The sequence below is a fragment of the Jejuia spongiicola genome (assembly GCF_023502325.1).
GTDB classification, from domain to species: Bacteria; Bacteroidota; Bacteroidia; order Flavobacteriales; family Flavobacteriaceae; genus Wocania_A; species Wocania_A spongiicola.
The window spans coordinates 484,397-504,954 of the sequence record NZ_JAMFLZ010000002.1 but is presented as its reverse complement, the minus strand read 5'-3'; the positions used below and the strand labels follow the sequence as shown (position 1 = coordinate 504,954).

The following is a 20,558-nucleotide window of genomic DNA, read 5'->3' as shown; positions in this document are numbered from 1 at the left end:
AATTATGAATAACGAGTTAATAAAGGATAACACTTTAAGGAGTAAGTATACTTTAATTGCATTTGCAGTTCTTGCTGGCGTAGATGTACTATCAGTTGGGCTAACTTTTTATCAGAATTCGGTATTTAAATCATATGAACAAAATGATTATTCTGAAGAGTTTATAACCAATCTAGACTATGCCACCATATTTCTAGGAATATTGCAATTTATATGTATTATAACTCTAATTGTGCTATTTATTAAATGGTTTAGAAGAGCTTATGGAAATTTAATTCGTTTAGAAATAAGGATGGATTATACAGAAAACGGTGCGGTTTGGGGGTACTTCATTCCTTTTATAAATTGGGTAAGACCAATAAAAACAATGAAAGAAATATATATTAAAACTCAAAAAGCAATTAAAGAGTATGATTCTACACTAGTTTTAGACCAAAATCTAAATTTTATTGCAATTTGGTGGATTATATATATTGCAAATGGAGTTGTTGGTAATTTTGCTTCAAAAGCTATGAATAGAGCTATAACAATTGATGAGTTTATAGATGCTAATAATATTTATATAATATCAGATTTAGTAGATATTTTATCTATAGCGTTAGCTGTAATTGTTATTCAAAAAATAACAAAATTTGAATTATCATTAAAAAAAGTAGACAAATCTTTGTCATTAATTGATCAAATTGGTACCGAATAAACTTTTTATAATGAATACTGACTTCCTTGATTTGTATTAATAATATTAGCTTCTATAAGATAATACTTTTCAGATTTAATAATATTAATCAACCAATCTAAATGGTTTTCAGACTTCCTTCTAAATTTGTAGTTTAAAGTAGTTTTCATATCTAATATATTTGGGTTATTTGATATGAATTTACTTTTAGAATTTAAAATTTTACTATTTCTTAAAATATTTTAGTTCAATGGTTTACATACGTCCATAACCTGTTTTTTTATGTAAAAAAACACGATAAAACAACAACCAGACAGATTACATTCGTCTGATTTTTAAGCAATTAATAGTATGCTCTGTTAAAAAAATTAAAATTACATGTTTCTCCGATACTGCCCGCCTACTTTAAATAATGCTGAAGTAATTTCTCCAAGAGTACATACTTTACAAACATCCATTAAGGCTTCAAAAATGTTTTCATTATTAATGGCCTTCTTCTGCAAATTTGCTAGTAACTCTTTTGTATCGTTGGCTTTATGAAGGTTCTCTAATGTTTTAATTTGAAATTGTTTCTCCTCTTCTGTAGCTCGAATTACTTCCGCAGGAATAACTGTTGGAGAACCTTTAGAACTTAAAAATGTATTAACTCCTATAATTGGAAACTTCCCGTTATGTTTCAATGTTTCATAATATAAACTCTCTTCTTGAATTTTAGATCGCTGGTACATCGTTTCCATGGCTCCAAGAACACCACCTCTCTCAGTAATTCTATCAAATTCTAACAATACAGCCTCTTCAACTAAATCTGTTAACTCTTCAATAATGAAAGAGCCTTGAATAGGGTTTTCATTTTTAGCTAAACCTAATTCTTTATTGATTATTAATTGAATTGCCATAGCACGCCTAACCGATTCTTCGGTAGGAGTTGTTATCGCTTCATCATAGGCATTGGTATGTAATGAATTACAATTATCATAGATTGCGTATAAGGCTTGAAGTGTTGTACGAATATCATTAAAGTCAATTTCTTGTGCATGCAAACTACGTCCAGAAGTTTGAATATGATATTTCAGCATTTGAGCTCTAGCATTTGCTCCATACTTGTGTTTCATGGCTTTTGCCCAAATTTTACGTGCGACACGACCAATAACTGCATATTCTGGATCGATACCATTTGAGAAAAAGAATGATAAATTTGGACCAAATTTATTAATGTCCATTCCACGGCTTAAATAATACTCAACATAAGTAAATCCATTAGATAAGGTTAAAGCTAGTTGCGTAATTGGGTTAGCACCAGCTTCAGCTATATGATATCCAGATATTGAAACCGAATAGAAATTACGAACATTATTTTCAATAAAATATTCTTGAACGTCACCCATTAAACGTAATGCAAATTCAGTAGAAAAAATGCATGTATTTTGCGCTTGATCTTCTTTTAATATATCTGCTTGAACGGTACCTCTTACTTGAGCTATTGTTTTTGTTTTAATATCTTGATAAACACCTTTTGGTAAAACCTGGTCTCCAGTAACACCTAAAAGCATTAAGCCTAAACCATTGTTTCCTTTAGGTAAATCACCATTATATTTTGGTCGTTCTTTACCTTTATAAATTTTAGAAATTTTACTTTCTACATCGTCTTCCAGCTCATTTTCTTTGATATAAACCTCACATTGCTGATCAATAGCAGCATTCATAAAAAAGCCTAACAACATTGGAGCTGGCCCATTAATAGTCATACTAACAGAAGTCATAACATGTGCTAAATCGAATCCAGAATATAATTTTTTGGCATCGTCTAAACAGCAAATAGAAACTCCAGCATTTCCAATTTTCCCATAGATATCCGGACGATAATCTGGGTCGCTTCCATATAATGTTACACTATCGAAAGCAGTTGATAGACGTTTTGCTGGTAAACCTTCACTAACATAGTGAAAACGCCTGTTGGTACGTTCAGGTCCGCCTTCTCCAGCAAACATTCTTGCTGGGTCTTCCCCAGTTCTTTTAAATGGATATAACCCTGAAGTATAAGGGAACTCACCAGGAACATTTTCTTGCAAATTCCATTTTAAAATATCTCCCCAAGCTTCATATTTTGGTAAAGCTACCTTAGGAATTTGTATGTGAGATAATGACTCTGTATGGGTTTCAATTTTAATTTCTTTATCTCTAACTTTAAAAGAATATATTGGGTTTTTGTATTTATTAACTTTCTCATTCCAGCCAATAATCATTTCCCAATTGTAAGGATCGAGATTTAATTTTACACGATCAAATTCTGCAACTAATAGTTTAGTAAAGTCTTTATTTCCATCCTTAACTTGTTTCAGTATTTCATCATTATTTAGTCCGTATTTATCAAGAAGTAATTGGTTTTCCTTGCTCGAAATATCTAATACAGATTCAAGTGTTTTATATATTCCGTAAAGCTTTTGAGCCACCTCAACTTGTTCATTCGCTTTTTTATCATAAGCCCGATTGCTTTCTGCAATTTCTGATAAATAACGTGTTCTGTTTGGTGGAATAACAAAAATTTTCTCACTCATTTCTTTAGAAATCTCAAAAGTCGATTTTAAATTAGCATGCGCTTTTTCTACCAATTTATCCATAATCGCTTTGTAAAGCGTATTCATTCCTGGATCGTTAAATTGAGAGGCAATAGTTCCAAAAACAGGTAATTCATCTTGAGGAATATCCCACAGATTATTGTTACGCATGTATTGCTTTTTCACATCACGCAAAGCATCAAGCGAACCTCGTTTATCAAACTTATTAATTGCCACTAAATCAGCAAAATCGAGCATATCAATTTTTTCTAACTGAGTTGCTGCTCCAAATTCTGGTGTCATAACATATAATGATACATCACTATGTTCAATGATTTCAGTATCAGATTGACCAATACCAGAAGTTTCCAAAATAATTAAATCATATTCAGCTGCTTTTAAAACTTCTACAGCTTCATTAACATATTTTGACAAAGCCAAATTAGATTGACGGGTAGCCAAACTGCGCATATATACTCGTGATGAGTTAATAGCATTCATACGAATACGGTCTCCTAAAAGAGCCCCTCCTGTTTTCCGTTTAGAAGGATCTACAGATACAATTCCTACTGTTTTTTCAGGGAAATCGATTAAAAAACGACGCACCAACTCATCAACTAAAGACGATTTTCCTGCTCCTCCTGTACCAGTAATACCCAATACTGGAGTTTTTGATGCTTTATTTTTTATATGAATTTTATCTAATGTCTCTTTTGCTACTTCTGGAAAATTTTCAGTTGAAGAAATAACGCGTGCTATCGCTTTTGGATTTTTATTTGATAGCTCTTTAGCGTTAACATTCAATTTATCTCCAATTGCAAAATCTGATTGTTCAACTAAGTCATTAATCATACCTTGTAATCCCATTTCGCGACCATCATCGGGGGAATAGATACGAGCAATTCCATAATCCATCAAATCTTTAATTTCTGAAGGCAAAATAACACCACCTCCACCACCAAAAATCTTAATGTGTTCTGCTCCTCGTTCTTTAAGTAAGTCAAACATGAATTTAAAATACTCATTATGACCGCCTTGATAAGATGTTAAACAAATGGCATTAACATCTTCCTGAATTGCAGTATTCACAACTTCTTCAACACTTCTGTCATGACCTAAATGAATAACCTCTACTCCTGTTGCTTGAATAATTCGGCGCATAATATTTATAGAGGCATCATGCCCATCAAATAACGATGCTGCAGTAACTATTCTTACTTTATACTTTGGACTATATGGTTTTGCTTGTATCATTCTTAAAGAAACTTGGATTTTATGAAGCAAATTTACGGAATATTCAAAAAAACACGCTATTTATATTGAATTATCTAAAGCTTTAAAAACTTCAATATTTAAAGTTATCTAAAAATTATAAAACTAAAAATGTGACTTTATTTTTTTTCTCGTGTCACAAAATCAGTGGAAAAAATAACCATTAACTAAATTTTAATTTTTATGAAAACAAATTTATTTTTTTGCCTAACATTTATTTTAGGCATCGGATTTACTCAGGCACAAAGCTTACCTGACAATCCAGAACCTGGAAAATGTTACGTTAAATGTATTACAAAAGACGAATTTAAGGATGTTCAAGAAACCATAGAGGTTTATCCTGCATACAACAAATTAACTGTTGTTCCTGCTACTTACAAAACTGTTGAAGAAACTGTTTTAGTAAAAGAAGCAACTAAAAAGTTTGTTTATGTTCCTGCTGTTTATGAAACTGTTGATGTTTCTTATATTAAAAAAGAAGGAAGAACAGATTTAAGTATTAACCCTGCTACTTTTGGATCGAACTCAAGAACTTTTGAAACCTATCCAAAAACTTCTGGATGGGAGTATAAAGAAACAGCTTGTGATTCTCCTAATAAAGAAGATTGTGTAGTAGCATGTTTTGTTGAATACCCAGCACAGTTTAGAGATGTGAGTTATACAACTTTGGCAAATGATGCTAACACAAGTAATGTTCCTGTTGCAGAAATTCCAACAACATACAAAAAACGTGTAGTTAAAACACCTGCTAGAATGGATCAAATAGATATTCCTGCAGAGTATAAAACCATCAAACGTCAAGTAGTTGCAACTCCTGCTTCAACAAGAAGTGTTACTGTACCAGCAAAAATGCAAACAGTTACTAGAACTGTTTTAGCTAAAAAAGGAGGTATTACAACATGGGAAGAAGTAGACTGTGGTTTATTAGATGCTAACGTTTTACCTATATTTTACGAATTAGCAAGTGCTCGTATTACACCAGCATCAAAGAAAATTATTGATGAAACTTTGTTACCACTACTTAAAAGTAAGCCTGTAAGCATTGAATTAATGTCTCATACAGATTCTAGAGGTAATGACGATTATAATATGTCTTTATCGCAACAACGTGCTAACTCTGTAGTTAACTATTTAGTATCAAAAGGGATTTCAAGAAGTCGCTTAACTGCTAGAGGTTATGGAGAAACAAGATTGGTTAACCGTTGTTCTAATGGTGTTGAATGTGCTGAATCTGAGCATCAAAAAAACAGACGTACAGAATTTAGAGTACTAGGAAACTAAAAGAGGGATTTAATTAGTTTATAGTTTGTGATTGTTAAAAGGCACCTTTCTCTCAAGGTGTCTTTTTTGTTATTATATATTGAGGATATTTAACAGTTTTCTTTTCAATTTGAATGCCATAATTATCTTTAAAACTAGATGCCATCAAATCGAAATATTTATAATGTATTTGCCAGTCATGCAGCTTACTATCTAAATCCTTTTCATTAATTACAATAGGTGTTTCTAAAAGTGTGGCCAATTGATATTTTACTTGATTAAGCGTAACATTATCCGCTTGTATATCAGAATCTCCAATTAAAAAAGCTTGCGAATCTGTTCCCCAATCTATTTGTCTAGTATCCCAAAACGTTGGTTTTTTCAAATTAAAAATCAAGGCTTCACCTTCAGTTTCAGAATTAAACTGGTTTAATTTTAAAGCTTCTAAAATAGTTTTAGGCATATTTAAATAAGCATCACTTTTAAGCTTAAAACTCATTTTATAAGATTTATTTAAAGCCGAAGGTATTTTTATCTGATCTTTAAAAACATTAAATGAATAAGCCAAAATATCCTGTAGTGTTCCTTGTAATTCAATATGTGTACGCTTTTTTATAGCTTGAATTTCTGCAACTTTATCTGCTCTTATTTTTGAGTATTCAAAATCCTTTTTGAGTATTTCAGTATTAGAAACGAATTCTTTTTTATAAGATTGAGATTTAAACATTTTACCTACTGCAATCTTCTTTTTATTTTCTCTTAAAAACTTTTTGACATGGTGTGCTTTAAACTCTGCTGGGTGGCCTTCCCAAAGTTTTTCACCTTTAGCATTGTATAAAATACCATATGGTAAACTTTGTATATTGTTTTTTTGAAACGTTTCTCCTTGATAATCAATTGCAATAGCTAAATCCATTTTATGCTTTTTCATAAAACGCTTAACTACTTCTGGGTTTTCTTGTGATAACGACAGAATATAAAAGTTATCTGGATATTGTCTTTGTAGAGATTCTAAATATTTAGACACATGAATACAAGGCATGCACCAAGTGGCCCAAAAATCGATAAAATATAGTGCGTTTTCATCTTGTGTAGTTATATAGGAGTCTTGGATTTTTTCAGAAACCTTTATTTGTCCTAAAAAAATCATGGGACATAAAAAACATAATAAATAAATCGAGAGTTTTTTAATTTGCATCTATTTAATTCTTAATCATTTATTAAACATATAACAATTATTATGCTAAAATAGTATTTTATTAAAAATACTTTCTTTTTTAAGTAGCTACAACCCATAAATAGCACCTTCTTTAGCAAAACGAAAGCCTAAATTTTGAATACTATCTTTTAATCTGTGATTATCTTTTAATGTAGGGTTGGTATGATTAAAATGAATAAAGTGAATTTTATTTTTTGTTTCCTTTGATTCATTTTCAAACAGCGTTGTGGTTTCTGCCGTAAACGGATGCGGTATTTTACTCATATCTCTGTCCAATTCTCCATCTCTAAAAAAGGAAGCGTCTAAAAAAGCGTAATTTACTTTCTTAACTTCTTCAATAATATCTCGTTTCCAAACATGCCACTTATCAATATCTGGAATAAATAAAGCTGATTTGTTTTGTCCTTCAATTTTATAACCAACTGTTTCTGAATATTCATCACGATGCGGTACTAAAAAAGGAGTCACTTTTAATTCTGAATTTAATACCAAAGTAGAGTCGTTTTTAAGAGGTTTCAAATCAATATTGTTTAAACTTACTAACTGACTCCATGGTCCATTGTTCTCTAAAAAAGCTTTCATTTTTGGCATGGCGTAAACAGGAATGTCATTTCCGCCTAAAGCTTCTCTTCCAAAATACATCAGCCCAGTATAGTGCCCAACATGTGCATGGGTTAAAAATACACCATCAATAACTTTATGATTATCTATATGATTTTCTTTAAGTAGCTGGGTTTGTACAGCAATATCAGGCGTGGCATCAAACAACCATTTTTTGCTGGTCTTTAAATCAACCAAACCTAAACATGAAATTAATTTCTTTGATTCTTTTTCATTGTAAAAAGCTTTGCAGCAATCTTTATTGCAATTAATTTGAGGAAAACCAGCATCTTGAGCAATGCCTAAAACTGTTATATATTGTGTTGGTTTTTCTATTAACTCCCCTTCTCTTTCCTTTTTATTATCTTGACAATTAAATAATGCAACACAAAATATTAGGCATAGTATTTGAAATAACTTCATTTGTAAAAATATATCTTTGTTAAATATATAAAACATAAATTATGATTCGTAAATTTTTAGCAGTCTTCTTAATATTCAACCTTACTGCTTGTGCAGAATTACAAGAAATAGCGAAACAATTACCTCAAAGCGGAGGTATTGGAAATGCCGAAATAGCATCTGGATTACGACAAGCTTTAGATTTTGGTATAGACAAACAAGTTACTAAATTAACGCAAACCGATGGTTTTTTTAAAAATGAACTGGTTAAAATATTATTACCTGAAGAATTACAAAAAGTTGATAAAGCACTTAGAGATATTGGTTTAAGCAAATTAGCTGACGAGGGTTTAAAAGTTCTTAATAGAGCCGCTGAAGATGCTGTAAAAGAAGCAACGCCTATTTTTGTTGACGCCGTTAAAGGAATTACGTTTGCAGATGCTAAAAATATTTTACTGGGAAACAATGATGCAGCAACGCAGTATTTAACGAGTAAAACTCAAACCGCTTTATACAATAAATTTAATCCTGTTATAAAGAATTCGTTTGCTAAAGTTGGTGCTGATGAAATTTGGAATAACTTAATAAACAAATACAATAGCATTCCTTTTACAAATAATGTAAACCCAGACTTAACTGATTATGTTACTGGAGAAGCTTTAAAAGGCGTTTACACTATGATTGCTGTTGAAGAAAAAGAAATACGTACAAAACTATCGTCTAGAACAACTGATTTATTGAAGAAAGTTTTTGCGTTACAAGATTAGAGGTTATTTATATATCTAGTTAACTATAGTTAACACAAATGAAAAAAATAATTACTTTACTAATTTTTAGTTTATGCTTTATTAGTTGTAATAAGTCTGAAAAAAAAATAGCATATAATGCCACTCAAGAAACTGGAATTAAATGCTCAGAGAATGGTTGTCAAGGACTTTACGAAGGAGCTGAATTTATAAATGGGTCAGACATTGCTCACCAGTTCTCTAATAAAATGTCTAATGTAGTAGGTAATAAATTAAAAGAGTTATATAACTCTAAAAAATACAAAAAAGTAGATTTTTCAAAAATCGACATGACGACTCAAGGAATGGGCTCTGGGCATGTTATTTACAAATTATCTATTCCATTTATTTCTGTTCAAGAAAAATGTAATGCATATACATCTTTCGATCATGTTGGTGGTTGGAATCATAGTCCAGCTCTATCTGAGAGGGAATTACAGTTAAAAAAGGCTTTAATGAAAGACCATAAGTTAAATATTAGCGACTTAAAAACTACCCCAGAAGGGTTACAAGAATATTGGATTCAATGGAAAAACAAAAAAGTCCAGTTTGATTGTAAATAAAATACATTCAAAAATAAAATACTTTTTAAAAAAGGAAGCAACTATTCAACCTTCCTATACAACCCATCAAAAGCCACAGTAATATCTTTATCATTGGTAATAGTTTCCCAATACTGTCGTACTGAACCATCATCGTTTAAAGTCCAAGTTACACGATGGTAAAACGGGTTCCCATCTTTATTTTTGGCCTCATCAGTTTTTAAAATCATTTGATTACCAGCTCTATTGCCCTTTAAATGTAAACTTCCTCCTTTATTATCAATCCAAATTTGTTCCCATTGTTTGGTTTTTGCATTATAAAAATTGTTGCTTGTTCCTGTAAAGTTTCCTTTAGCACTTGTCCAGTTTTCACGAAGAATACAGTTATCTTGAATTTTATCAATCTTATTTGTTCCAGCTGCTGTTCCATCTGGATTAGTTACATTCCAATTGCCAATCCAAAAATCAAATTCAGAATGTTTTTCGGTACAACACCCACAATTGTTATTCTGTGAGAAGCTAGAGATCACAAAAAATAAAAGCGCTACTGTATTTATTAAAGTCTTCATGTTAATATAGTTTAGTTAGTGTTTTAAAGTTATTAAATACTCATTAAACATAAATCTATATTAACAAAACATTACAATAATTACATCTGTATTAGTTCATTAAAAAAATAGTTGGTAGCTACTTTTTATTTTTAAATAAAAAATGTATCTTTAATAGCTTGATTTTCAAATAGTAAAATGGACAGAATTGATATTATAAAAAGCAATCAAACAAAACTCAGCAAACGCTATAAAGAACTTGTTGAGCAGGCTTATAATTTTCGTCAAACTGATTCTGCTTTAAGTGATATTTCTGAATACAGAGCTATAAAACTTCTAAACAAACTTAACAGGTTAAAATATTTATCTAGAGAGTTAAGTCAACCCGTTATATAAATTTAGCAATTTTTTAACTTTTCCATCACATCTAAAAGACTGACATACACGTACTTTATATATAAAAAAGAACGTTATGAGTCCACATTTTTGTAGAGTTGGTAAAATTAAGCCCAACTTAAGTAAATTAATTAGCTTAAAAGAATTAGAAAATAAAATTGCAAATTTTGTAGATGATGCTACTAAAGTGCATTATTCTGAAGATTTAAACGGAGCATTTTAAAATACGCAAAAGCTTTTGTAAGTCTTGACCCGTACCAAGAAAACATTTCTCCATCTACCAACTCAATGGTTGCATTGGGATAAAACTCTTGCAATTCTCTTTTATGAGAGTTTTTAAAAGGAAACGGTTCGCTCGATAATAAAATTACATCTACACTTTTATTAATTGGCACATTAATAAGTTCAATTTCTGGATAACGCTTTTTGGTTGTGTAAACATTTTCTAACTTATTTAAATTCAGCACATAATTAATAAACGTATCATTTGCTGCTACCATCCAAGGTTTTCTCCAAATAAAATAAGCTACTTTTAACGTAGGTTTCTTTAAAATAAAAGCTTTAAACCCGCTAATTTCCTCATTAATTTTAGTTACAATTTTTATTGCTTCTTTCTTTTTGTTAAAAATTTTTCCGTATTGATTAATTAACTCAAGGCTATCTTCTATATTAAAAATATCAGACACATGAACATTACAAACTTGCTTGCAGGCTTCAACAATTTCTTTAGTGTTTTCTTCTTTATTACAAAGAATAATATCTGGTTTTAAACTTACTATTTTATCAATATGAATTTGCTTTGTTCCTCCAACTATCTGCTTTTCCTTTTTTAAATGAATAGGATGTACACAAAACTTAGTAATACCAACAATATTATTCTCTAAACCTATATCGACAAGTAGTTCGGTTTGACTAGGCACTAAAGACACTATACGTTTAGGAAGGCTTTTAAAATGAAGCACTCTGTTTAGTTGGTCTTGGATTTGTATTGCCATTGTGAAGAAAGTTTATAATTTTCTACGGTAATCTTACAATCGTTTGTAGACTCCCACGTTATTCTCAAGACTTGGAATGGCAATCCAGTTCAACAGCCATTTGCTTTTGAAGCTCCTCAGCTTTTATAGCTGCAGCTTCTGCAAAATCTTTTTCTTTTGAAGCATAAATTATACCGCGAGATGAATTAATAAGTAATCCAATTTGTGAATTCATACCATATTTACAAACCTCTTGCAAATTTCCTCCTTGCGCCCCTACTCCAGGAACTAACAAAAAACTTTCTGGAATAATTTGTCTAATATCAGCTAAGAATTCAGCCTTTGTAGCTCCTACTACATACATTAAGTTTTTTGAATTCTCCCAAGTTTTTGAGATCTCTAAAACTTGCTTATATAACTCCTTTCCATCAATAGTTTTGGTCTGAAAATCGAAAGCTCCTTGGTTTGATGTCAGTGCTAAAAGGATGGTATGTTTATCTTTAAAAGTCAAAAAAGGCTCAACAGAATCTTTTCCCATATATGGGGCAACCGTAACAGAATCGAACGCCAAATCTTCTAAAAAAGCTTTAGCATACATCGTACTCGTATTACCAATATCACCACGTTTTGCATCAGCAATAGTAAAAATTTTTGGATGATTTTTGTTTAAATAATGAATTGTTCTTTCTAAAGATTTCCAACCTTTCAATCCATAAGCTTCGTAAAATGCCGTATTGGGCTTATACGCCACACATAAATGATGTGTAGCATCAATAATGGCTTTGTTGAATGCAAATATTGGATCTTCTTCTTGTAAAAGATGTTCAGGAATTTTATTTAAATCAACATCTAATCCTATACATAGAAAAGATTTCTTTTTTTTGATTTCTTGAACTAGTTGATTTGTAGTCATCTAAAATTGAAATATTAATGTTCCTTTTATATTTTCTTCGTCAACAAAACCTCTATATCTTGAATCTAAAGAATTATCTCTATTATCACCCATAAAAAAGTATTTGCCTTTTGGCAAAAAAATTGGGCCAAAATTATTTTCATCCCAACCCAAAACACCTGAAAATAAATCTTTTGATAAATTATCTGTATTGTAGTTTAAAGAACGATTCATTTTAATTGGAAGATTTTCAGCAAAATCTTCATCTAGAAACACATAAACTGAGTCTTTTACTTTATAAGTTTCATAAAAATAAAAAGATTCGTCTTTAGTAAATTCATTTTTAATATGGGTTTCGAAAAAAGCCTTATCAACTAAATACCTGTATCTTAAATTTAAACCTTCATCTATATTTACATCATTAACATAAATGATTCCATTTTTACATTCAAGTTTATCATTTGGTAATGCAATTAGCCTTTTAACAATTGTATAACCTCTTAAACTATCAGAAAATTTAAAATACGCAAAGTCTAAAGCTTTAGGCTTCACTAAATTTGATCCAATAAACCGCGATCCTAATTTCAAATTCGGCTCATTTGATGTAGAAGGGATATTAAAAAAGCTTAAAGCTCCAAAAAGTTTTAAAAGCACAAATAAAATTGCAACGCCAATTAATATATTTCTACCAATTTTCTTCATAAAAAAGCCTCTTAAAAGAGGCTAAATATTTAAATCACATCATCATTAGCTTTCAACTTTTCAGTGTTTTCAGCTAACATTAATTCGTCAATTATTTTTTGAATATCACCGTTTATAATATTACTTAAATCGTAAAGTGTTAAACCAATTCTGTGATCAGTAACACGACCTTGTGGGTAATTATAGGTTCTAATTTTAGCACTTCTATCGCCCGAGGTCACCATACTACCTCGTTTTGCAGCGTCTTCTGCATTCTTTATTTCAAGTTCTCTATCATATAAACGAGAACGTAATACTTTAAAAGCCTTTTCTTTATTTTTATGCTGCGATTTTTGGTCTTGACATTGAGCTACCAAACCTGTTGGAATATGTGTTAATCGTACTGCAGAATATGTGGTATTTACCGATTGCCCTCCAGGACCAGATGAACAGAAAAAATCAATACGCACATCTTTTGGGTTAATTTCTACATCAAACTCTTCTGCTTCAGGAAAAACCATACAAGTTGCAGCACTTGTGTGCACACGTCCTTGAGTTTCGGTTTGTGGCACTCGCTGTACACGATGCACTCCTGCTTCAAACTTTAAAGTACCATAAACATCTTCGCCAGAAACTTCAAATTGAATTTCTTTAAAACCACCATTTGTACCTTCACTAAAATCTACAGTACTAACTTTCCATCCTTTACTTTCGCAATACTTTGTATACATTCTAAACAAATCTCCAGCAAAAATACTCGCTTCATCTCCGCCAGTTCCTGCTCTTAATTCTACAACAGCATTTTTAGAATCTTCAGGGTCTTTTGGTATTAAAAGCACTCTAATCTCTTCTTCTAATTTAGGAATGCCTTCTTTAGCTTCATCATACTGCATTTTAGCCATTTCTACCATTTCTTCATCACTACCATCTGCAATAATAGATTCTGCTTCAGCTAAATTGTCGGTTAGCTCTATATATTGTTCTCGCTTATCCATAAGAATTCGCAAGTCTTTATACTCTCTATTAAGTTCAACATAACGCTTTTGGTCAGTAATTATATCGGGTTGAATAATTAAATCGCTAACCTCATCAAAACGCTGTTTTACTATTTGTAATTTCTCTAACATCTACCTTTTTTATAGGTAGCGAAAATACGATAATTTATGAATTTTTAATACTATCCTGACACTCTTATAAATGAATAGTTAGAATATTTTTATACCAAATGCGTTATTTAAGTAGTTATGCAGCAGTTATTTTCAATATTCATATTTTACAGACCACTAATTTTATGGTCTTTTGGAATTAATACACTGCTTTCTTTTTTAAAATATGAAATCGTTCCAATTTTAATTGTAAAGCTATTATTAGTTGCCTTTTTGTGGTATTTTTTAAATGAAACAAATGCAAAAAGAAAATTAATTTTTTATAAAAATTTAGGCATCTCAAGTTTTAAACTATTCTCTTTTTTGTATATTATTGACTTACTTTTTAGTATTCCTTTTCTTTTAATTTTGGGAGAATTTATATGATTTTAGAAATAGATAATGTTGAACTTTATTTTAAAGAAAAACGTATTCTAAATGGTATTTATTTAAAGGCAGAAACAGGCGAAGTTACAGGGGTTTTAGGAAGCAATGGATGTGGCAAAAGCTGTTTACTTAATATTATTTTTGGAAGTTTAAAACCTAAATACAAACTAGTACGAATAAATAATAAACCCATTTTAAAGCCTTTATTCCAAACAAAATTAGTAGCGTATTTACCTCAACACAACTTTATTCCAGGAGCGCTAAAATTAAAAACGATTTTCACAATTTTCAAAGTCTCTTGGAAGGATTTTATAAATGATTTTGATTCATTTAGCATTTATATGAATTCTAAATTTAATAAACTATCAGGTGGCGAACGTCGTTTAATAGAAACTTATATTATCCTAAAAAGCAACAGTAAAATTGTTTTGTTGGATGAACCTTTTTCTCACTTAGCTCCTTTACATATTGAAAAATTAAAAGCTTTAATTTCTGAAGAAAAACAAAATAAAGCAATCATTATAACTGATCATATGTACAGGCAGATTATTGATATTTCTGATAATATTTATTTTTTAAAAGGAGGTAGCTCAAAACTTATTAAAGATTTAAAAGAACTTGAAGATTATAAATACCTAAACATGAACACCTTTGAATAGATAATCTAGATCACCCCATATAACGCTATAATTTGATCCCCATAACTGCTTAACATAGCAAGTCAATAAGTAATATTTCTTTCCTCTTAATTTACGTTTATTAGTGTATAATACCGATTATAACCTATAAGGCACGATTACAACTTTACAGTTTAAAAAGGGTAATTACGCACTTACATTTGTAGTAAATTCAATAATCTTAACTTATTTTTTATGGAAAAACTATACAATTTTATTATCATTTTAGGTATTCTTTTTTTTGCTGAAGCTTTACCGGCTCAATGTACAACAAGCAAAGTTGAGAATACATCTGGCACTACTGCTGCATCATATCAATTGAGCCCCGGTACCAATGAGAAATCTTTTGGACAATCCTTTATAACACCTAGTGTTCCTGGGTCTTTTTCAGCTGTTAGATTTTGGTTAACTGACATGACTCCAAATCTTGATACACCTAGCAAATACAGTATAAGAATTTATGAAGGTTCTGGAAATACTGGCACACTGGTGGTTAACCAACCTATAAGGGTTAGAAATGCTGATCAGAATTTAACATTTATATTAGCAACACCATTTGCATATAATCCAGAGACAACATATACAGCATATGTTCACGGCGCTGGAGGTTGGTCATTTAACATGGGAATGAGAGCAGCTTTAAGTAATGTTTTCAATGACGGGGTAGCATGGCAAGATAATACTACTCTATCTGGATTAGACTTTAATTTCACAGTTGAGCTTAGTAACATTTCACCACCAGATAATCTTGCTGCCACAAGAATTAATGACACATCTGTAAATCTTACTTGGGACAACCAAACAGGCTCAGATAGCTACGATTGGGTAGTAGTTAATCAAGGTGGTGACCCAGACAACCCATTAGATTATGTTGACAATGGAAATACTACAACCCCAAATGCAATAGCAGCGGGGCTAACATTAAATGCCACTTATGATGCTTATGTTAGAGTAAATGCCATTTGTAGTTCAAATTTATTAACATCTTTGTGGTCTTCGGAATTTACTTTTATTCCTAGCAATTTGACTGTATTAGGAATTAATAAAACTGATGCTTTTGAAACTAAATTATACCCAAATCCTACTACAGATTATGTAAAGTTAATAAGCAATAATCAAAATATTAAACAATACGCTATTTATAATATATTAGGATCTAAAGTGTCTGAAGGAAAGTTAAATAATAATAAAACTATTAATGTTCAAAATTACACAAATGGTATTTACTTTATTCGTTTAGAAAATGGAACTGTTTTTAAACTTATAAAAAAATAAAAAAGAGTATATTAAGTAAAGTATTAAAGCCTATGAACATAGGTTTTAATACTTTTTTTATTGTTTAAAAATCTACCGCAAAACCAACACCTAAAAATTGTTTCCACTGTATTTTAGCGCCTGCTTCGTCCAATTCGCCTTCAATTTCTGATGGCTTAGATGTTTTTACATCATCATCGTATTTTAAATGTGAACCAAGAGTTGCTCTAACAAAACTATTCACTTTAAAATCAAAATCTACTCTCCAATCCATATCAACATTACCAAAATTGTTTATATAATCGGTATATAAATTTACCTGATGCATCATTGTAATATTTTCAGCCACTTGCATTTTATAACTATTAGTAACTAAAATACCTACTTCATTTCTAACACGGTCGCCTTCCATAATTATGTTCCCATTTTCATCTAAAACGGCTGGAGTAACCCCAAAAGAACCAGCATTTGCTAACTCTTCATCTAAAACAAAAGTAGCTTTTAAAGTAATTGGCGAAAAATAAAAAGAGAGTTCTTCAATATCTTTCCCATACTCCATTCCTCCTCCAAAAAACAAATAACCAGGAGCCATAAGTCTAGAGATAGGATTATCTTTATTTGGATATTTATATCCGTTTGTTAACTGGGTTTTAAAATTAAGTCGAGCTGAATAAAACCAGTTAGATTCTTCATTTGGTTTATATCCAATGTTAGAGTTTACTTCAAACAAATCGTCAGTTTTTCTAACCTCTCTACTTTGCTGTTTATTAATACCATAGCGCGTCGCTATATTATTATTCCAAAAAAAGTATTTGTCTTTGTAGTTTGCTTCAGATCGTATACCAATTAATCCAGAGATAGAGTTACTACCACCAGCGTTCCAGTTAACAAATGCAACCTCGCTCAAATCTATTGTGGCTTTGTTTTTTTGAACCCATTGAGGTTTTACAATATCTTCTTTAGGAGTATCGGGTTTTATAAATAAAGAATCTGGTTGTGCAAATACAAATTGAAGACACATACAAAATGCAGCAATAAGTGTTTTTTTCATTGTTTGGTTGGATATAATTAAAATATGTTTTTTATCAAAAACCATTCCAATTTAACAAAAAAGAATGAGAATTAGTAATTAAACTCTCCGAACTCAGATTTTATTGTAAGCCTTTTAGTCTTAGAAGATTCTACCCTACCAATTATTTTAGCATCAACATTAAATGATTTAGATATTGAAATAATATCCTCCGCAATTTCTGGAGTTACATATAACTCCATTCTATGCCCACAGTTAAAAACTTGATACATTTCTTTCCAATCTGTTTTACTTTGCTCTTGTATTAATTTAAATAGCGGTGGTATTGAAAACATATTATCCTTAATAATGTGAAACTCGTCAACAAAATGAAGAATTTTGGTTTGCGCACCACCTGAGCAATGCACCATTCCATGTACATTTTCAGCATTGTATTTTGATAAAATAGATTTTATGATTGGAGCATATGTTCGCGTAGGAGATAGTACTAATTTGCCAGCATCTATTGGTGAGTCATCAACAGCATCTGTTAATTTTACACCACCTGAATACACTAAATCTTCTGGTACTGAAGCATCAAAACTTTCTGGATATTTTTTTGCTAAATATTTATGAAACACATCGTGTCTGGCAGAAGTTAATCCATTACTTCCCATACCACCATTATATGCTGTCTCGTAAGTAGCTTGTCCAAAACTTTCTAAGCCTACAATAACATCTCCCGCTTTAATATTAGCATTATCAATAACCTCGCTACGTTTCATTCTTGCAGTTACTGTAGAATCTACAATAATAGTTCGTACCAAATCACCAACATCTGCAGTCTCTCCTCCTGTTGAATGTATGGTAACGCCAAAAGATTTTAAATCTTCAAGTAATTCTTCTGTTCCATTAATAATAGCTGATAAAACCTCTCCTGGAATTAAATTTTTGTTACGCCCAATAGTAGATGACAACATAATATTATCAGTTGCACCAACACATAACAAATCATCAATATTCATAATTAATGCATCTTGAGCAATGCCTTTCCAAACAGAAACATCGCCAGTTTCTTTCCAGTACATATAGGCTAATGATGATTTTGTTCCCGCTCCATCAGCATGCATAATCAAACAATAATCATCATCATTTGTTAAATAATCTGGTACTATTTTACAGAAGGCCTTAGGAAATAACCCCTTATCAATATTTTTAATCGCATTGTGCACATCTTCTTTAGATGCAGAAACACCCCGTTGTGCGTATCGTTTTGAAACTTCTTGACTCATTGTGTTGTATTGTGATGCAAAAGTAAAGTAATATTTTAAAACTGATGCCTTTTCAGTAAAATATGAAACAGGTTTTATTAACGGTTTTTCAACTAAAACATTAATTGAATATAACCAAATGCAGAGAACCTACTTACTTGACTTAGTAAGAAAAAATGTCGACCTTCGTTTAACGCAGTATATCAATCATTAAAACAGACCGATATACTCAAAAAGCATTAGCGGCAAGCAGGGAGTAAATAAGACAACATATATTATATGTTAATTGTTTAGTCATGGTGAGAAAAAATCAGATTATTGTCCTATTTTAAGTTTTTCAATCATTAAGAGTATGAAAGTTTATTATTCATAATTAAAAAACAAAAAACATGAAAGATTTTATGATGTTATTTCACAGTGAACCCAATCCTGATTTTAATCCTACTCCTAAACAAATAGAAGAAGAGGTTAAAGCCTGGCAAGATTGGATGGGAAGTATTGACGCACAAGGCAAGCTAAAAAATCCAGGAGAAGCTCTGGGTTTTGAAGGAAAAACGATGCATGCCAATGGAACTATAACAGATGGACCATACGCAGAACTGAAAGAAATTATTGGAGGTTTTATCATTGTATCAGCTGGCTCCATTGAAGAAGCCATCAAACTGGCTAATGGTTGTCCAGCATTAAGTAGTGGTGGCAAAGTAGAAGTCAGAGATATTATGGTTTTTGATGGAATGTAATATTCAGATTATCTGGATAATGTAGTCTTATGGACGACAAACGATTATCTATAATATTTAAGTCTGAGTACAGCAACTTGATTGCTGTACTCAGCAACTATTATGGATTAAAAGACCTGCAATTAGCAGAAGATATTGTCTCCGAAACTTTTTTAAAAGCCATGAAAGCATGGTCTCATAAGGGCATTCCCAAATTTCCAAAAGCTTGGCTTAGAAAGGTAGCACAGAATTTAATGTTTGAACATTTCAGGAGGAAGAAGACTTTTGTGGAAAAAATCACTCCTGAATTAAAAGCAAGAACTCAGCAAATTAGCGAGATAGAAATTACCGATAAACTAATTGAAGACAGCCAGCTTCACATGATATTTGTGCTATGCGACCCTGAACTTAATAGAGAATATCAGCTCAGTATTGTTTTAAGAATTTTATGTGGTTTTAGTATTGAAGAGATAGCAAGAGCACTTTTATCAAATAAAGAAACGATTAATAAAAAAATATATAGAGCTAAGAAGGTTATTAAAGAACGAAATCGGATTGAAACGAATCTTACATCAAACCAATATGTTTCAAGGCTTGACAATGTATTAAGAGTTATCTATTTAATATTTAATGAGGGCTATTATAGCAGTGTTAGTGAAGAAAATATCCGATATGAAATATGTTGGGAAGCAATGCGACTTAGTCTTTTCTTGTCGGAGCAAAAAATCTTTCCAAAGCAAAAAATATATGCCCTGATATCCTTAATGTGTTTCCACACTTCGAGATTAGATGCAAGGACGTCTGGAGAGAAAGGTGATCTTTTATACCATGAACAGGATAAAAGAAAATGGAATAAAAATCTAATTCAAAAAGGCAGAAAATATCTTAACCTTTCTACTGAAGGAAATGTTGTTAGCAAGTATCATCTTGAAGCTGCAATCGCTTTTTGGCATACTGAAGAAAAAAAGGGAAAATGGAATAATATATTACTATTATATAATAAGCTACTCACTATAGAATATTCACCTATAATAGCTATGAATCGAACATACGCTCTTGCACAAGCAAATTCAATTGATGAAGCTATTCAAGAAGCGCATAAATTAAAATTAAAAGATAACCACCACTATTTCTGTTTATTAGCTGAGCTTTATCGAATGAATAACGATACCGAAAAAGAAATAGAGTACTTAAATAATGCGATTGGACTTGCTAATAAGAAAAATGAAAAAGAATTAATCAAAGACAAATTAGAAAAAGCAAGTCGATAACACATTTTATAAATGCGGATTGT

General features: G+C 31.0%; 21 protein-coding genes. 10 read left to right on the top strand and 11 right to left on the bottom strand.

Features of this window, described 5'->3' with window-relative positions:
• Nucleotides 1-4 precede the first annotated feature (4 nt).
• Nucleotides 5-697, top strand: a complete 693-nt coding sequence (locus M3P09_RS06140) for a DUF4328 domain-containing protein (RefSeq protein ID WP_249972430.1) — start codon at nucleotides 5-7, stop codon at nucleotides 695-697.
• A 5-nt stretch (nucleotides 698-702) separates the two neighbouring features.
• Here the strand turns inward: M3P09_RS06140 and M3P09_RS06135 are convergent, their stop codons facing one another.
• The gene (locus tag M3P09_RS06135) at nucleotides 703-846 is read right to left on the bottom strand and encodes a hypothetical protein (protein WP_249972429.1); all 144 of its coding nucleotides are present in this window, start codon (nucleotides 844-846) and stop codon (nucleotides 703-705) included.
• Nucleotides 847-1,050: 204 nt separating this feature from the next.
• The gene (locus M3P09_RS06130) at nucleotides 1,051-4,485 is read right to left on the bottom strand and encodes a methylmalonyl-CoA mutase family protein (protein ID WP_249972428.1); all 3,435 of its coding nucleotides are present in this window, start codon (nucleotides 4,483-4,485) and stop codon (nucleotides 1,051-1,053) included.
• Nucleotides 4,486-4,686: 201 nt separating this feature from the next.
• Between M3P09_RS06130 and M3P09_RS06125 the strand changes: the two genes are divergently transcribed.
• A complete protein-coding gene (locus tag M3P09_RS06125) occupies nucleotides 4,687-5,784 on the top strand; it encodes an OmpA family protein (RefSeq protein WP_099565627.1) in 1,098 nt (365 codons plus the stop codon).
• Between the two features lie 52 nt (nucleotides 5,785-5,836).
• Here M3P09_RS06125 and M3P09_RS06120 read toward each other — a convergent pair whose 3' ends face one another.
• Both M3P09_RS06120 and M3P09_RS06115 read right to left on the bottom strand, forming a co-directional pair.
• Nucleotides 5,837-6,913 (bottom strand): TlpA family protein disulfide reductase, encoded by a 1,077-nt coding sequence (locus tag M3P09_RS06120; protein WP_249972427.1) that lies wholly within the window; start codon nucleotides 6,911-6,913, stop codon nucleotides 5,837-5,839.
• 135 nt (nucleotides 6,914-7,048) lie between these two features.
• Nucleotides 7,049-8,005: an MBL fold metallo-hydrolase gene (locus tag M3P09_RS06115; RefSeq protein WP_249972426.1), complete on the bottom strand. Its 957-nt coding sequence runs from the start codon at nucleotides 8,003-8,005 to the stop codon at nucleotides 7,049-7,051.
• 41 nt (nucleotides 8,006-8,046) lie between these two features.
• On the opposite strand from M3P09_RS06115, the gene M3P09_RS06110 reads away from it, so the two are divergent.
• Both M3P09_RS06110 and M3P09_RS06105 read left to right on the top strand, forming a co-directional pair.
• Nucleotides 8,047-8,751 (top strand): DUF4197 domain-containing protein, encoded by a 705-nt coding sequence (locus tag M3P09_RS06110; RefSeq protein WP_249972425.1) that lies wholly within the window; start codon nucleotides 8,047-8,049, stop codon nucleotides 8,749-8,751.
• 38 nt (nucleotides 8,752-8,789) lie between these two features.
• The gene (locus M3P09_RS06105) at nucleotides 8,790-9,332 is read left to right on the top strand and encodes a hypothetical protein (protein WP_249972424.1); all 543 of its coding nucleotides are present in this window, start codon (nucleotides 8,790-8,792) and stop codon (nucleotides 9,330-9,332) included.
• 41 nt (nucleotides 9,333-9,373) lie between these two features.
• Here the strand turns inward: M3P09_RS06105 and M3P09_RS06100 are convergent, their stop codons facing one another.
• Complete coding sequence (locus M3P09_RS06100; RefSeq protein WP_249972423.1) at nucleotides 9,374-9,880, bottom strand: hypothetical protein; 507 nt, start codon at nucleotides 9,878-9,880, stop codon at nucleotides 9,374-9,376.
• 177 nt (nucleotides 9,881-10,057) lie between these two features.
• Between M3P09_RS06100 and M3P09_RS06095 the strand changes: the two genes are divergently transcribed.
• Nucleotides 10,058-10,255: a Lacal_2735 family protein gene (locus M3P09_RS06095; RefSeq protein ID WP_249972422.1), complete on the top strand. Its 198-nt coding sequence runs from the start codon at nucleotides 10,058-10,060 to the stop codon at nucleotides 10,253-10,255.
• Between the two features lie 76 nt (nucleotides 10,256-10,331).
• On the top strand, nucleotides 10,332-10,478 hold the full coding sequence (locus M3P09_RS06090; RefSeq protein ID WP_158231470.1) for a hypothetical protein: 147 nt from the start codon (nucleotides 10,332-10,334) through the stop codon (nucleotides 10,476-10,478).
• Here M3P09_RS06090 and M3P09_RS06085 read toward each other — a convergent pair.
• From M3P09_RS06085 to prfA, 4 genes are all read right to left on the bottom strand, one after another.
• On the bottom strand, nucleotides 10,438-11,250 hold the full coding sequence (locus M3P09_RS06085) for a helical backbone metal receptor (RefSeq protein ID WP_249972421.1): 813 nt from the start codon (nucleotides 11,248-11,250) through the stop codon (nucleotides 10,438-10,440). The two genes, M3P09_RS06090 and M3P09_RS06085, sit on opposite strands and share 41 nt — an antisense overlap.
• Nucleotides 11,251-11,314: 64 nt before the next feature.
• Nucleotides 11,315-12,142, bottom strand: coding sequence for an orotidine-5'-phosphate decarboxylase (pyrF, locus tag M3P09_RS06080; protein WP_249972420.1), 828 nt, complete (start codon nucleotides 12,140-12,142; stop codon nucleotides 11,315-11,317).
• A complete protein-coding gene (gene lepB / locus M3P09_RS06075; RefSeq protein WP_249972419.1) occupies nucleotides 12,143-12,823 on the bottom strand; it encodes a signal peptidase I in 681 nt (226 codons plus the stop codon).
• Nucleotides 12,824-12,852: 29 nt separating this feature from the next.
• The gene (prfA, locus tag M3P09_RS06070) at nucleotides 12,853-13,929 is read right to left on the bottom strand and encodes a peptide chain release factor 1 (protein WP_099565636.1); all 1,077 of its coding nucleotides are present in this window, start codon (nucleotides 13,927-13,929) and stop codon (nucleotides 12,853-12,855) included.
• Between the two features lie 401 nt (nucleotides 13,930-14,330).
• Here prfA and M3P09_RS06065 point away from each other — a divergent pair, with 401 nt between their 5' ends.
• Complete coding sequence (locus M3P09_RS06065; protein WP_249972418.1) at nucleotides 14,331-14,993, top strand: ATP-binding cassette domain-containing protein; 663 nt, start codon at nucleotides 14,331-14,333, stop codon at nucleotides 14,991-14,993.
• A 213-nt stretch (nucleotides 14,994-15,206) separates the two neighbouring features.
• The gene (locus M3P09_RS06060) at nucleotides 15,207-16,286 is read left to right on the top strand and encodes a T9SS type A sorting domain-containing protein (protein ID WP_249972417.1); all 1,080 of its coding nucleotides are present in this window, start codon (nucleotides 15,207-15,209) and stop codon (nucleotides 16,284-16,286) included.
• Nucleotides 16,287-16,350: 64 nt separating this feature from the next.
• Here M3P09_RS06060 and M3P09_RS06055 read toward each other — a convergent pair whose 3' ends face one another.
• Both M3P09_RS06055 and M3P09_RS06050 read right to left on the bottom strand, forming a co-directional pair.
• Nucleotides 16,351-17,316, bottom strand: coding sequence for a DUF3078 domain-containing protein (locus M3P09_RS06055; protein ID WP_099565673.1), 966 nt, complete (start codon nucleotides 17,314-17,316; stop codon nucleotides 16,351-16,353).
• Nucleotides 17,317-17,387: 71 nt separating this feature from the next.
• On the bottom strand, nucleotides 17,388-18,566 hold the full coding sequence (locus M3P09_RS06050) for an AIR synthase related protein (protein ID WP_249972416.1): 1,179 nt from the start codon (nucleotides 18,564-18,566) through the stop codon (nucleotides 17,388-17,390).
• 380 nt (nucleotides 18,567-18,946) lie between these two features.
• Between M3P09_RS06050 and M3P09_RS06045 the strand changes: the two genes are divergently transcribed.
• Nucleotides 18,947-19,285 (top strand): YciI family protein, encoded by a 339-nt coding sequence (locus M3P09_RS06045; RefSeq protein ID WP_249972415.1) that lies wholly within the window; start codon nucleotides 18,947-18,949, stop codon nucleotides 19,283-19,285.
• Between the two features lie 29 nt (nucleotides 19,286-19,314).
• Nucleotides 19,315-20,535: an RNA polymerase sigma factor gene (locus tag M3P09_RS06040; protein WP_249972414.1), complete on the top strand. Its 1,221-nt coding sequence runs from the start codon at nucleotides 19,315-19,317 to the stop codon at nucleotides 20,533-20,535.
• The last annotated feature ends 23 nt before the right edge of the window (nucleotides 20,536-20,558 follow it).

What these genes read in the sequence shown, in the direction of transcription:
- M3P09_RS06140 (WP_249972430.1), top strand. Translation starts at nt 5, where the DNA reads ATGAATAACGAGTTAATAAAGGATAACACTTTAAGGAGTAAGTATACT.
- M3P09_RS06135 (WP_249972429.1), bottom strand. Translation starts at nt 846, where the DNA reads ATGAAAACTACTTTAAACTACAAATTTAGAAGGAAGTCTGAAAACCAT.
- M3P09_RS06130 (WP_249972428.1), bottom strand. Translation starts at nt 4,485, where the DNA reads ATGATACAAGCAAAACCATATAGTCCAAAGTATAAAGTAAGAATAGTT.
- M3P09_RS06125 (WP_099565627.1), top strand. Translation starts at nt 4,687, where the DNA reads ATGAAAACAAATTTATTTTTTTGCCTAACATTTATTTTAGGCATCGGA.
- M3P09_RS06120 (WP_249972427.1), bottom strand. Translation starts at nt 6,913, where the DNA reads ATGATTTTTTTAGGACAAATAAAGGTTTCTGAAAAAATCCAAGACTCC.
- M3P09_RS06115 (WP_249972426.1), bottom strand. Translation starts at nt 8,005, where the DNA reads ATGAAGTTATTTCAAATACTATGCCTAATATTTTGTGTTGCATTATTT.
- M3P09_RS06110 (WP_249972425.1), top strand. Translation starts at nt 8,047, where the DNA reads ATGATTCGTAAATTTTTAGCAGTCTTCTTAATATTCAACCTTACTGCT.
- M3P09_RS06105 (WP_249972424.1), top strand. Translation starts at nt 8,790, where the DNA reads ATGAAAAAAATAATTACTTTACTAATTTTTAGTTTATGCTTTATTAGT.
- M3P09_RS06100 (WP_249972423.1), bottom strand. Translation starts at nt 9,880, where the DNA reads ATGAAGACTTTAATAAATACAGTAGCGCTTTTATTTTTTGTGATCTCT.
- M3P09_RS06095 (WP_249972422.1), top strand. Translation starts at nt 10,058, where the DNA reads ATGGACAGAATTGATATTATAAAAAGCAATCAAACAAAACTCAGCAAA.
- M3P09_RS06090 (WP_158231470.1), top strand. Translation starts at nt 10,332, where the DNA reads ATGAGTCCACATTTTTGTAGAGTTGGTAAAATTAAGCCCAACTTAAGT.
- M3P09_RS06085 (WP_249972421.1), bottom strand. Translation starts at nt 11,250, where the DNA reads ATGGCAATACAAATCCAAGACCAACTAAACAGAGTGCTTCATTTTAAA.
- pyrF (WP_249972420.1), bottom strand. Translation starts at nt 12,142, where the DNA reads ATGACTACAAATCAACTAGTTCAAGAAATCAAAAAAAAGAAATCTTTT.
- lepB (WP_249972419.1), bottom strand. Translation starts at nt 12,823, where the DNA reads ATGAAGAAAATTGGTAGAAATATATTAATTGGCGTTGCAATTTTATTT.
- prfA (WP_099565636.1), bottom strand. Translation starts at nt 13,929, where the DNA reads ATGTTAGAGAAATTACAAATAGTAAAACAGCGTTTTGATGAGGTTAGC.
- M3P09_RS06065 (WP_249972418.1), top strand. Translation starts at nt 14,331, where the DNA reads ATGATTTTAGAAATAGATAATGTTGAACTTTATTTTAAAGAAAAACGT.
- M3P09_RS06060 (WP_249972417.1), top strand. Translation starts at nt 15,207, where the DNA reads ATGGAAAAACTATACAATTTTATTATCATTTTAGGTATTCTTTTTTTT.
- M3P09_RS06055 (WP_099565673.1), bottom strand. Translation starts at nt 17,316, where the DNA reads ATGAAAAAAACACTTATTGCTGCATTTTGTATGTGTCTTCAATTTGTA.
- M3P09_RS06050 (WP_249972416.1), bottom strand. Translation starts at nt 18,566, where the DNA reads ATGAGTCAAGAAGTTTCAAAACGATACGCACAACGGGGTGTTTCTGCA.
- M3P09_RS06045 (WP_249972415.1), top strand. Translation starts at nt 18,947, where the DNA reads ATGATGTTATTTCACAGTGAACCCAATCCTGATTTTAATCCTACTCCT.
- M3P09_RS06040 (WP_249972414.1), top strand. Translation starts at nt 19,315, where the DNA reads ATGGACGACAAACGATTATCTATAATATTTAAGTCTGAGTACAGCAAC.